Here is an 11,697-nt window from a genome sequence, read left to right as displayed (position 1 = left end):
ACGCTCGACGCACCGCTGACCGGTGCGAAGGCGACGGTCAGCGGCGGCGGCCTGCAGCCGGAATCGCCCTACGTGCTGAACGATCACCGGCTACACGGAGACGGACAGCAAGGGCAAGGCCGCGACCAAGGCCAACAAGCGCCTGGCGCTGAAGCGCGCGAACGCGGTCCGTGACCAGTTGCGCAAGCTCGGTGTGAAGGCCCCGATCTCCACGGTCGGCGCCGGTGGCGTCAACGGGCTGGGCAAGGGCCAGAAGTTCAACCGGCGCGTCGTGATCGTCGTCCGCTACTAGTAGGTGTGATTCAGGGGGCGGCAGCGGCGACGCTGCCGCCCTGTCCCGGGGGGACTGATGAGGCTTTCTCGCAAGGGCTGGGTGGTCCTGGCCGTCGCAGCCGGGCTGCTGGCGGCGGCCGGCACGGTGCTGCCGTCGGCCGCGGCGCCGAACACCGGGTTCTACCTGTCGTACGTGGCCGGCAACCAGGTGAGCGGCCCGCCGGTGCCGGGACCGCAGGCGACCGCCACGCACCTCGCCTCGCCGCGCGACATGGCGTTCGACCCGGACGGCAATCTGTACGTGGCCGACACCGGCAACTGCGTCATCGAGAAGATCACCCCGCAGGGCGCGCTGTCGATCTACGCCGGCGCGGTCGGCGACTGCACGCCGGCCGGGCTGGACCAGCCGGTCAGCCTCGCCTGGACCAGCGGCTCGCTCTTCGCGGGCGTGGCGGACGACGGCTACATCTACCGGGTCGCCGCGAACGGGACGCTGACGCCGGTGGCCGGCACCGGTGTGCAGGGCACGCCGTCGAACGGGCCCGCGACCAGCCGGCAGATCGGCACGCCGGCGCAGATGGTCGGGCAGGGCGCGTTCCTCTACTTCGGAGACACGTCCGCGCACCTGGTCGTGCAGGTGGACCTGGACTTCAACGAGATGACGGTCCTCGGTGGCAACGGGCTGCCCGGTGGCGGTCCGCCCACGGTGTTCCAGTACGCGACCGACTCCTCGATCGACAACCCGTCGAGCATCGCGGTCAACGGGACCGGCTACGTCTACGTGGGTGACGCCACCAGCGACCTCATCTGGGAGATCATCCCGAGCGGTCTGCTCACCAACGCGTTCTCCTTCCCGGACCCGACCGCGATCATGATCGACTCGTACGAGCGGTTCTACGCGGGCAGCGCCGACGGCCACATCCGGCAGGTCGACTGGATCGGCGGTGTCGCGCACGAGATCGTGGGCGGGGCAGGGACCATCCCGGGCACGGTGCAGCAGGGGGCGGCGCTGGACACCTACCTGGGGACGGCGACCGGTCTGGAGGCCGGGCCGGGCGATGCGATCTACGTCGCGCTGGCCGGCAGCCACCTGGTCGCGAAGCTGGACCGGACCTGGCCGCCGTCACCGTCGGCCTCCTCGACGACGGACCCGCCGTTCACCGGCCCGGACACGCCGGTGGTCACCACGACTCCGTCGACCGCACCGGCCACCACCGCGGCACCGCCGACGATCGCACCACCGACGACCGCAGTGCCGACGCCGATCGTCACCACGCCGGTGCCCGTGCCGCCGAACCCGCCGCGGATCAACCTCAACCTTGCGCTGACCCTGGACGCACCGCTCAACGGCGCGAAGGCCACGGTCAGCGGCGGCGGCCTGCAACCGGGATCGCCCTACGTGCTGACCATCAACTCCACACCGGTCGAGCTGGCCCGCGGCACCACGAACGCGGCCGGCGCGTTCAACGCGGTCATCACCGTGCCGGCCAGGGCGTGTGTGAAGGGCGGCTCGCACCGGCTCGTCCTGACCGGTGTCGCACCCGGCGGCGCCACGGTCGAGGACTCCAGCTACGTCGTCCTGTCGGACACGTGCAAGGCGAAGAGCATCTCGAACATCGCGCCGCCGGTGAACAACACGGTGGTGCTGCAGTCGTTCACGTTCCCGCACCTGTCCGCCACCCTGCGGCCCAAGGCGCTGCGCACGCTCAACGACCTGAAGGGAGCGCTGTCCGGGGCCAAGGACATCACGATCACCGGCTACACGGAGACGGACAGCAAGGGCAAGGCCGCGGCCAAGGCCAACAGGAAGCTCGCGCTCAAACGTGCCAACGCGGTCCGGGCCCACCTGCGCACGCTCGGCGTCAAGGCCCCGATCACCACGATCGGCGCCGGCGGCGTCGACGGGCTGGGCAAGGGCCAGAAGTTCAACCGCCGGGTCGTGATCGTCGTCCGCTACTGACCGGACCGGCCGCGGTCACAACAACCCGCGTGACATCGCGGTGGTGACCGCGGCCGTCCGGTCCGACACGTCCAGCTTCGCGAACGCGCGCAGCAGGTGCGTCTTCACGGTCGCCTCGCTGATGTGCAGGCGGCGGCCGATCTCCGCGTTCGTGTGCCCCTGCGCCACGTGCCGCAGCACCTCCACCTCGCGCCCGGACAGCTGCGGCGCCGCCGGTTGCCGCACCTGCCGGACCAGCCGCCCGGCCACGGACGGCGCCAGCACGGTCTCACCGCGCCCGGCCGCCCGGATCGCGTCCGTCAGATCCGCCCGGCTGGCGTCCTTGAGCAGATAACCGGACGCGCCGGCCTCGACCGCGCGCAGGATGTCCGCATCCGTGTCGTAGGTGGTCAGCACCACGACCTTGACCAAAGGCAACTCGGCCAGGATCAGGCCGGTCGCGGTCGCCCCGTCGACGCCGGGCATGCGCAGGTCCATCAGCACCACGTCCGGTCGCAGCGCCCGCGCGGCGGTCACCGCCTCCGCGCCGGAACCGGCCTCGCCGACCACGTCCAGGTCCGGCTCCGCGCCCAGCATGCCGCGCAGCCCGTCCCGGACCACCGGATGGTCGTCGACCAGCAAAATCTTGATCATGCCGGACACTCCTCGACGCTGCGGTTTCGCCGTGGTCGGCGCTGAGCTGATGATTCGCTCGCAAGCTCGTTCAAGCGGGTACGTCCAGTTCGATCGTTGTTCCGGCCCCTGGCGCGGACGTGACCGTGAGGCGGGCGCCGATCTGCGCGGCCCGGGAACGCATGCCGCGCAACCCGTACCCACTGTGCTCTTGATCTGTGAAACCCACGCCGTCGTCGCTGATCGTCAGGTGGGTGCCGACCAGATCGATGGTGACCGTGGACGCGTGCGCGTGCTTGCGGATGTTGGTCAGCGCCTCCTGCACCGTGCGGACGATCACCACCTCGACCGCGGTCGGGAACTCGCCCGCGTCGATGAAGACGGTGGCGTCGTGCGCGGCGGCCAGCCGGGACAGCACCTGCGCGAGCGTGCGCCCGCTCAGGTCGGCCGGGGCCAGCACGGTCACCATCGCGCGCGCCTCGGCCAGGTTCTCCCGCGCCGTGCTCAGCACCAGCGCCAGATGCCGGTCGGCCGCGGCCCGGTCCGTGTCCAGTTCGGACTCGATGGCCTGGGCGAGCGTGACGATGCTGGTGAAGCCCTGCGCCAGCGTGTCGTGGATCTCCGCGGCCAGCCGGGACCGTTCCGCCGCCACGCCCGCGTCGTGCGACAGCGCCGCGACCTGCGCCCGGGACGCCTCCAGCTGGTCTATCAGCCGCGCGCGTTCCCAGCTCTGCCGGGAGATCCGGTTCGTGGTGCCGCCGATCAGCACGGAGAACGCCAGGCCGATCACCGCGATGCCGGCGTCGAGCCGCAGCTCCTCCCAGCCCGCCTGGGTGATCAGGTCGACCGGCAGCGGCGTGAGGTTCAGCCCGGCGGCGGTGAGCAGCGCGGGCCGGTGCGGCAGGCACAGGAACGGCATCGGGCACAGGCCGAACAGCGCGAACGTGCTCATCTCGTCCGCCGTCACCGCGACCACCAGCAGCCCGACCAGGACCAGCCCGAACCACGCGTTCCCGCCGACCGGGTACTCGCCCTCGCGCCGCGCGATCCGGCGGCCCCAGAACAGCCAGGCGGCCACGGTCAGCGCGAGCGCGGTCACCGCCACCGCGCGGGCGGCCGGGGACGCCTCCTCGTGCCGGGCGACCATCAGGATCACCAGCAGCAGCGCGGTGACGAGGAACGCGTCCCACGGCCAGAGCCATCTCACCGCGTGCGCCGGTCCGTCCACCGGAACGTCGCCAGGCACAGCGCCAGGCCCACCAGGCACCAGGCGATCAGGACCAGCGCGATCCTGCCGTGCTCCCACGAGCCCGCCACCTCCTGCGAGGCCACCGCGTCCGGCAGGAACACCGACCGGAAGCCCTGACCCATCCACTTCACCGGGAACCACGACGACACCGCCAGCATCGCATCCGGCAGCGCGGACACGTGCACGAAGATCCCGGACGTGAACTGCAACGCCAGGACCGGCAGGTTCATCACGGCCGGGGCGCTGCGCGCGGACCTGGCCAGCGTGCTCGCCGCGATCCCGAGCAGCGTGCACACGATCACGGACAGCGCCAGCAGCCAGCCGAACGTCACCCAGCGCCCCGTGTCGCTCGGCAACTCCAGGCCGAACAGCAGCACCCCGGCCGTGAGCATCAGCGCGACCTCCGCGACCGTGGTCACGGCGACCAGCACGATCTTCCCGATCAGATATGCGGAGGCCGTGGTCGGCGTGCCGCGCAACCGCTTCAGCGTGCCGTCCTCGCGGTCCCCGGCGATGCCCACGCCGACGCTGATGAACGCGGTCGACAGGATGCCGAACGCGATCATCCCGGCCGCGAACACCTGGCTGACCCGGACGTCCGTCGCACCGTCCAGCGGCTCGTCGAAGATGAACCCGAGCAGGATCAGGATCACCGTGGGCAGCGCGAACGTGAACACCACGGCGTCGCGCTCGCGGAAGAACTGGCGTACCTCGGCCCCGCCGCGGGACAGGCCGATGCGCAGGGTGGACGGCAATGCTTTCTCGGCAACCGCGGTCATTTGGCCTCTCCGATCAGTTCCAGGTAGACGTCCTCCAGGCTGCGGGGCTGGACCCGCAGGTCGGTCACCGGCGTCGCACGGCCGGTCAGCGCGGCCAGCAGCGGCAACGGCTCGTCCGTCACCACCCGCTGCGCGCCGTTCCCGTCGTGCCAGCTGATGATCGACTCAGCGGTGCGGCCGCCGATCGTGCCCGGCGTCCCCTCCGCCACGATCCGCCCGCCGGACAGCACCGCCAGCCGTGTGGCCAGCGCCTCCACCTCGTCCAGGTAGTGGCTGGTCAGCACGATCGTGGTGCCGTCCTCGGCCAGGTCCCGGATCAGCGCCCAGAACGCCCGCCGCGCCTCCGGGTCGAACCCGGTCGTCGGCTCGTCCAGGAACAGCAACTCAGGCCCGCCCACGATGCCGCAGGCCACGTCCACCCGCCGCCGCTGCCCGCCGGAGAGCGTGCGCAGCCGCGCGCCCGCCTTCTCCTCCAGGCCGCACCGCGCGATCACCTCCTCCGGGTCCCGCGGCGCCGGGTAGAAGCTCGCCACGTGCCGGACCATCTCCCGCACGGTCAGCTCCGCGCCGTCCTGCGCGCCCTGCGGCACGATCCCCAGCCGGGACCGCCACCGCCGCCCCGCCGAGTCCGGATCCTCGCCGAGCACGCGCACGTCGCCGCCGTCGCGCCGCCGGTAGCCCTCCAGGATCTCCACCGTGGTCGTCTTGCCCGCGCCGTTCGGGCCGAGCAGGCCGAACACCTCGCCGGGCGCGATGGCCAGCGCTATGCCGTCGACGGCGGTGTGCCGCCCGTACCGCTTCAGTAGCCCCTGCACCTCGATGACTGCCATGCCCTGAATTCTTCGGCCGTCGCGGGCCTGCCGGGACGACCGACGGACGGAATCGTCTGTCCACCGATCGACGGACACGGGTTAGATGGGTGTCATGCCGCTCGATGCGTACTACACCCGCCACCTCTCCGGGCCCGCCGCGCCGCTGCCGCCCTGGGTGCATCCGGCGGTGTCGACAACCGAAACCACGGCCGAGGGGGTACGCCTCCGCGTCTACACCCCGCGCGACGGCTTCACGCGCGCGCTGCTCTGGGCGCACGGCGGCGGATTCACCCGCGGCGACCTGGACATGCCGGAGGCGCACACGGTCGCGGGCGAGCTGGCCCGGCGCGCGGGCACGCTCGTGGTCAGCGTCGACTACCGGCTCGGCCACTACCCGGCCGGGCTGGACGACCTCGGCACGGCCTGGGCCTGGCTGCGGCGCGAGCACCAGGACCTGCCGGCCGCGATCGGCGGCGCGTCCGCGGGTGCGAACCTGGCGCTGGCCGCTGCCGTGCGTGCCGGCGACGCGCGAGGGCTGCTGCTGGCGTACCCGGTGGTGCACTTCCCGGTCCCGGAGCTGGACGACGTCACCCGGGTGGAGATGATGAGCCTGCCACCGGGCTTCCGGCACCCGCCGGCGTCGGTCGAGAAGATGTACCGCTCCTATACCGGACGGATCTCCGGCCTGCCGGACGGCGTCGTGCCCGGCAACGGGCCGCTGGACGGGCTGCCACCGGCCACGATCCTGCTCGGCGAGTACGACGACCTGCGCCCGTCCGGCGAGCTGCTGGCCCGGCAGCTGGACGAGCTGGGCGTGCCGGTCGGCATGCTGCTGGTCCGCGGCGTGCTGCACGGCCACCTCAACCACCCGGGCGACGTGCCCGCGTTCGAGGATTCGCTGAATTTCCTCGCCGAAGCCCTTACCGCGGTGCGTGCCTGATCTGTAAGGGTGTGCGCATGACCGATCTTCGCGACCGCTTCCGCGCGCTGCACGAGTCCGGCACGTTCCTGCTGCCGAATCCGTGGGACACCGGCTCGGCCCGCCTGCTGGAGAGCCTCGGCTTCGCCGCGCTGGCCACGACGTCCTCCGGGCTGGCCGCCACGCTCGGCAAACAGGATCAGCAGGTCACGGCGGACGAGCTGGTCGCGCACGTCGCCGCGCTCACCGGCGCGGTCGGTGTGCCGCTCAACGTGGACGCGGAGCGCTGCTTCGACGACATCACGGCCACGGTCGACGCGCTGGCCGGTGCGGGCGCGTCCGGCATCTCCATCGAGGACTACGACCCGGCCGCCGGTGCCGTCGAGCCGTTGGAGACCGCGGCGGCCCGGGTCGCCACCGCGGCCGGGGCCTGCGCCCGGCACGGCATCGTGCTCACCGCCCGCGCGGAGAACCACCTCTACGGCCACGCCGATCTGGACGACACCATCACCCGGCTGCGCGCCTACCGCGCGGCCGGGGCGGACGTGCTCTACGCGCCCGGCCTGCGTGATCCGGCCGACATCGCCCGGGTGGTCGCGGCCGTGGACGGCGCGCCGGTCAACGTGCTCGCGGTCGGCGGCGCGCCCGCCGTGCCGGAGCTGGCCGCGCTCGGCGTCCGCCGCGTCTCCACCGGCGGCGCGCTGGCCTGGGCGGCATATGGCGCGGCCCGGGACGCCGCACTCGAGCTGCTCGGGCCCGGCACCACCACGTTCCGGGAACGCTCCCTGACCGGGGCGGAGATCGACTCCGCCTTCGGCCGCGACTGAGAGGACACCGCTGATGCGCACCGCCTTCACCGACCTGCTCGGCGTCCAGCATCCGATCGTGGGCTTCAACCGGTCGCCGGCCGTGGTCGCGGCCGTGACGAACGCGGGCGGGTTCGGCGTGCTGGCCGCGTCCGCCTACGCGCCGGAGGAGCTGGACGCGCAGCTCACCTGGATCGAGGAACAGGTCGGCGGCCGGCCGTACGGTGTGGATCTGCTCGTCCCGGAGAGGTTCGCGCCCGGCGACCCGGACGATCTGATCGCCAGCCTGCGCGCGCAGATCCCGGCCGAGCATCTCGCGTTCGTGGCGGAGCTGCTGGACCGTTACGACATCCCGGCGACCGCCACCCGCGACATCGCGGACGAGTTCGCGGCCGGTGTCAGCCCGACCGGCGTGGCCGCGCTGCTCGACGTGGCGTTCGCGCACCGCATCGCGCTGATCGCGAACGCGCTCGGCACCCCGCCACCCGACCTGGTGGCCCGCGGCAAGGCCGCCGGCGTGGTCGTCGCGGCGCTGGTCGGCGCGCCCAAGCACGCGGTCCGTCAGCTCGCCGCCGGCGTCGACCTGCTCGTCGCACAGGGCACCGAGGCGGGCGGCCACACCGGCACGATCGCCACCATGGTCCTCACGCCGGAGATCGTCGACCTGGCCGGTGACCTCCCGGTCCTCGCGGCCGGCGGCATCGCGGACGGACGGCAGATGGCGGCCGCACTCGCCCTCGGTGCGGCCGGCGTCTGGTGCGGCTCGGTCTGGCTGGCCAGCCACGAGGACGTCGCGATCGCCGCGATCAAGTCCAAGTTCCTGGCCGCCACCAGCGCGGACACGCTGCGTTCACCCACCCGCACCGGCAAGCCCGCCCGCCAGCTGCGCAGCGCCTGGCACGACGAGTGGGAGCGGCCGGGCAGCCCCGCGCCGCTGCCGTTGCCGTTGCAGCCGCTGCTGACCGGCGAGGCGTGGCAGCGCATCGACGACGCGGCCGAGGCCGGCCACGAGGGCGCGCTGCGGCTGGAGTCGTTCTTCATCGGCCAGGTGGTGGGCTCGTTCACGGAGCTCCGCGGCGCCGCGGAGATCACCCGGACCATGGCGGAGGAGTGCGAGGCCCGGATCGCCGCGCTGGGGAAGGCGCTGTGATCGACGACCGCACGCCCGTGATCATCGGGGTGGGAGAGGCGTCCGAGCGGCTGGGCGAGCCCGGTTACCGGCGTCGCTCGGCGGTGGATCTCGCGGCCGCCGCGGCCAGGGAGGCCGGCGCTATCAAGATCAACATTATGGCGGGGGTACGGCAGTTCGAGATCTCCACGCCGTGGTCCCATGCGCCGCTCGGCCGTGCGGACAACTTCCCCCGCGCGGTCGCGGCCCGGCTGGGAGCCGATCCGCAGCGGGCGATCCTGGAGGTCACCGGCGGGCAGGCGCCGCAGAAGCTGGTCGCGGAGCTGGCCGGGGAGATCGCGGCCGGGCGGGCCGAGACCGCGCTGATCGTCGGCGCCGAGGCGATCTCCACGGCCGCCGCCTACGCCCACGCGGACGACCGGCCCGACTTCACCGAGACCGTCGACGGACAGCTGGAGGACCGGGGTTACGGGCTGGACGGGCTCGCGCCGAAGCAGCTGGCCGCGCACGGGCTGCTCGACCCGCCGGGGCAGTACGCGTTGTTCGAGCACGCCCGCCGCGCCCGCCTCGGGCTGTCCGGGGCGGACTACGCGGCCGCGATGGGTGCGCTCTTCGCGCCGTTCACCACCGTGGCCGCGGCCCACCCGCACGCGGCCGCGCCGACCGTGCGCACCGCGGCCGAGCTGACCGCGCCCACGCCGTCGAACCGGGTGGTCGCGGAGCCGTACCCCCGCTATCTGGTCTCCCGCGACAAGGTCAACCAGGGCGCGGCCGTGCTGCTGGCCTCCGTGGGCGAGGCCCGGCGGCTCGGCGTGCCGCAGGACCGGTGGGTGTTCCTGCACGGGCACGCGGACCTGCGCGAGCGCGACGTGCTCGACCGCCCGGACCTGTCCGCCTACCCGGCCGCGGTCGCCGCGATCCGGCACGCGCTCGGCCTGGCCGGGATCGGGCTCGCCGACCTGGACGTGATCGACCTCTACAGCTGCTTCCCGATCGCGGTGTTCGCGGTCTGCGACGGTCTCGGGCTGCCGGTCGACGACCCGCGCGGGCTCACCGTCACCGGCGGGCTGCCGTTCTTCGGCGGGCCGGGCAACAACTACGCGCTGCACGCGATCGCGGAGGTCGTCCGGCGGGTCCGGCGCGCGCCCGGCACGTTCGGGCTGGTCGGGGCGAACGGCGGGTTCCTCAGCAAATACTCCGCCGGCGTCTACTCGACCGCGCCGGCGCCGTGGCGGGACTCCACCGACGCCGCGATCCAGGCCGGGCTCGGCCGGGTGCCGCCGGTGCCGCTGTGCGACGACCCGTCCGGGCCCGCCGTCGTGGAGACCTACACCCGCAAACCCGGGCAGGACGCGGTGATCATCGGGCGGCTCGGCGACGGGCGGCGGTTCGTGGCCGCGGGCCCGCCCGACGGGGGCGATCTGCTCGGCGCGCGCGGGCACGTCGGCACCGCGGACGGGCGGGTGACATTTTCCCGGGAATTGCCGCCGGGGCCATCCGCGTAGCGCGGTTCGCCCCGTCCATCGAGACATATACGGAGACCTACGCCTGTTCTGCGCGAAACGATGCTCCACACTGGATTCACTCACGTTTCGCGGGACGCCCGCATGATGGAATTCCCATTCAAAGTGAAACCCGCTGAGCAGGGAAAACGGTAATTTACGCAGAGTCGAGGCGTTGATGAATGCCACTGCGATCCCGCACTCGCAGGTGGCATACCTTCAATATCACCGATCGGTGCGGCACGATATGAGCACGGACTGCGGCGATCCGATTACTCACGTAGAGTCCCTCTCTGCACGCCCTAGGCTGCCGCGGCCCGCAGCACCCGTGCCCCGAGGAGGACCGTGCAAGCCGTGGTCGACGTTGAGGATCTGCTGACCGCCGGACTCGACGCCCTCTCCAGCCACCAGCGCCGCGCGGCCCGGGTCATCTCCCTCGTCCCGACGGAGAACGCGGGCTCCCGCCTGGCCCGGGGCGCCTACGCCACGGACGCCGGGGCCCGCGCGTTCTACAACATCGACGGTGACCCGGACGGCTGGACGCTGCCGTCCCGCCGGCACGCCGCCCGGATCGAGACCGAGCTGACGCTGCCGCTGCTGCACCACGTGACCGGCGCGTCCTACGTGTCCGCCCGGCCGCTGTCCGGCATGCAGTCGACCGCGCTCGTGCTCGCCTCGCTCGGCGCGCCGCCGGGCACGGCCGTGCTCGTGGTGCACGCGGCGCACGAGGGCACCTGCCGCACGTCGCGGCTGGTGCGCCGGATGCGGTTCACGGCCGTGCACCTCACGCACCGGGACTGGTACCGGCCGGATCCCGGCGCGCTCACGGCCGCGGTCACGGCGCACCGACCGGCGCTGGTGATCTTCGAGGACGGCGGGCTGTTCCCGCTGCCGCTGGCCGCGCTGCTGCCCGAGGCCGCGGGCGCCCGCACGCACGTGGACATCTCCGCCACCATGCCGCTCATCTTCGGCGGCGTGCTGCCCAGCCCGCTCGGCCTCGGCGCGGACAGCATCGGCGGCGCCACCCACGCCGCGTTCCCCGGCCCGCAGCACGGGCTGCTCGCGATGCGGACCGCGCCGGTCGCGGAAGCGGTCTTCGCGGCCGAACGCGACCTGGTCGCCTCCCACCACCTGGCCTCGGTCTGCGCGCTCGGGTTCGCGCTGGCCGAGTTCGAGTCCCGGGCCGGCGTGCGGTACGCGCGGGCGATCGTGCACACGGCCCGCGCGCTCGGCGCCGCGCTCGCGGCCGAGGGGCTGACCCCGCAGGCGGCCGAGCGCGGCTACACCGGCGGTCATCAGCTCTGGGTGGACACCCGGCCGGTCGGCGTGGACGCCGCGATCGCCGGTGAGCGCCTGGCGGCGGGCGGCATCGACGTCGAGATCCGCTACGACCTGCCCGGCTTCGGCGGTGTCCCCGCGCTCAGTCTCGGCGTCGCCGAGGCCGTTCACGCCGGCCTCGGCGAGCAGCACGTCGCCCGCCTCGCCGGCCTGATGGTGCTGGCCATCCGCGACCCCGACGCCCGTGACCGTGTCGCCTTCGACGTGCGTGCCCTCCGCCAGCACCTCCGCAGCCCTTACATGCTGCCCGGCTGAGGGTCCGCCGGTGTGCCGGCCCCGTCGCCGCGGACAGCGCCTCGGCCGGCGGCGATAGACTGG

At 73.1% G+C, this 11,697-nt stretch carries 11 protein-coding genes; 7 read left to right on the top strand and 4 right to left on the bottom strand.

The window, feature by feature from the left end; translation table 11 throughout:
- The first annotated feature begins 82 nt into the window (after positions 1-82).
- Together OP04_RS56530 and OP04_RS27760 are read left to right on the top strand one after the other, a co-directional pair.
- A complete protein-coding gene (locus tag OP04_RS56530; RefSeq protein WP_269746708.1) occupies positions 83-292 on the top strand; it encodes an OmpA family protein in 210 nt (69 codons plus the stop codon).
- Positions 293-349: 57 nt separating this feature from the next.
- Entirely contained in the window at positions 350-2,233 is a 1,884-nt protein-coding gene (locus OP04_RS27760) for an OmpA family protein (RefSeq protein WP_157240428.1), read from the top strand.
- Between the two features lie 15 nt (positions 2,234-2,248).
- Here the strand turns inward: OP04_RS27760 and OP04_RS27755 are convergent, their stop codons facing one another.
- The 4 genes from OP04_RS27755 to OP04_RS27740 all read right to left on the bottom strand — a co-directional run bounded on the left by OP04_RS27755 (position 2,249) and on the right by OP04_RS27740 (position 5,703).
- Entirely contained in the window at positions 2,249-2,866 is a 618-nt protein-coding gene (locus OP04_RS27755; RefSeq protein WP_033342826.1) for a response regulator, read from the bottom strand.
- 70 nt (positions 2,867-2,936) lie between these two features.
- Positions 2,937-4,052: a sensor histidine kinase gene (locus OP04_RS27750; protein WP_033342825.1), complete on the bottom strand. Its 1,116-nt coding sequence runs from the start codon at positions 4,050-4,052 to the stop codon at positions 2,937-2,939.
- Positions 4,049-4,873 carry an ABC transporter permease gene (locus OP04_RS27745; RefSeq protein WP_033342778.1) on the bottom strand — a complete coding sequence of 275 codons (825 nt, stop codon included), beginning with the start codon at positions 4,871-4,873 and terminating at the stop codon, positions 4,049-4,051. Before OP04_RS27745 ends, OP04_RS27750 begins: the two co-directional genes overlap by 4 nt.
- Positions 4,870-5,703 (bottom strand): ABC transporter ATP-binding protein, encoded by an 834-nt coding sequence (locus OP04_RS27740; RefSeq protein ID WP_157240425.1) that lies wholly within the window; start codon positions 5,701-5,703, stop codon positions 4,870-4,872. Before OP04_RS27740 ends, OP04_RS27745 begins: the two co-directional genes overlap by 4 nt.
- A 94-nt stretch (positions 5,704-5,797) precedes the next feature.
- Between OP04_RS27740 and OP04_RS27735 the strand changes: the two genes are divergently transcribed.
- From OP04_RS27735 to OP04_RS27715, 5 genes are all read left to right on the top strand, one after another.
- On the top strand, positions 5,798-6,625 hold the full coding sequence (locus OP04_RS27735) for an alpha/beta hydrolase (protein ID WP_198153999.1): 828 nt from the start codon (positions 5,798-5,800) through the stop codon (positions 6,623-6,625).
- A 17-nt stretch (positions 6,626-6,642) separates the two neighbouring features.
- On the top strand, positions 6,643-7,431 hold the full coding sequence (locus OP04_RS27730; RefSeq protein ID WP_033342777.1) for an isocitrate lyase/PEP mutase family protein: 789 nt from the start codon (positions 6,643-6,645) through the stop codon (positions 7,429-7,431).
- A 13-nt stretch (positions 7,432-7,444) separates the two neighbouring features.
- Entirely contained in the window at positions 7,445-8,560 is a 1,116-nt protein-coding gene (locus OP04_RS27725) for an NAD(P)H-dependent flavin oxidoreductase (protein WP_033342776.1), read from the top strand.
- A complete protein-coding gene (locus tag OP04_RS27720) occupies positions 8,557-10,044 on the top strand; it encodes an acetyl-CoA acetyltransferase (protein ID WP_051799171.1) in 1,488 nt (495 codons plus the stop codon). Before OP04_RS27725 ends, OP04_RS27720 begins: the two co-directional genes overlap by 4 nt.
- 351 nt (positions 10,045-10,395) lie before the next feature.
- Positions 10,396-11,634: a PLP-dependent aminotransferase family protein gene (locus OP04_RS27715; RefSeq protein ID WP_051799169.1), complete on the top strand. Its 1,239-nt coding sequence runs from the start codon at positions 10,396-10,398 to the stop codon at positions 11,632-11,634.
- Positions 11,635-11,697: the final 63 nt, after the last annotated feature.

The organism is Catenuloplanes japonicus, from assembly GCF_000717135.1.
GTDB lineage: Bacteria > Actinomycetota > Actinomycetes > Mycobacteriales > Micromonosporaceae > Catenuloplanes > Catenuloplanes japonicus.
This window is presented reverse-complemented; position numbering and strand designations above follow the sequence as displayed.

What these genes read in the sequence shown, in the direction of transcription:
- OP04_RS27760 (WP_157240428.1), top strand. Translation starts at nt 350, where the DNA reads ATGAGGCTTTCTCGCAAGGGCTGGGTGGTCCTGGCCGTCGCAGCCGGG.
- OP04_RS27755 (WP_033342826.1), bottom strand. Translation starts at nt 2,866, where the DNA reads ATGATCAAGATTTTGCTGGTCGACGACCATCCGGTGGTCCGGGACGGG.
- OP04_RS27745 (WP_033342778.1), bottom strand. Translation starts at nt 4,873, where the DNA reads ATGACCGCGGTTGCCGAGAAAGCATTGCCGTCCACCCTGCGCATCGGC.
- OP04_RS27740 (WP_157240425.1), bottom strand. Translation starts at nt 5,703, where the DNA reads ATGGCAGTCATCGAGGTGCAGGGGCTACTGAAGCGGTACGGGCGGCAC.
- OP04_RS27735 (WP_198153999.1), top strand. Translation starts at nt 5,798, where the DNA reads ATGCCGCTCGATGCGTACTACACCCGCCACCTCTCCGGGCCCGCCGCG.
- OP04_RS27730 (WP_033342777.1), top strand. Translation starts at nt 6,643, where the DNA reads ATGACCGATCTTCGCGACCGCTTCCGCGCGCTGCACGAGTCCGGCACG.
- OP04_RS27725 (WP_033342776.1), top strand. Translation starts at nt 7,445, where the DNA reads ATGCGCACCGCCTTCACCGACCTGCTCGGCGTCCAGCATCCGATCGTG.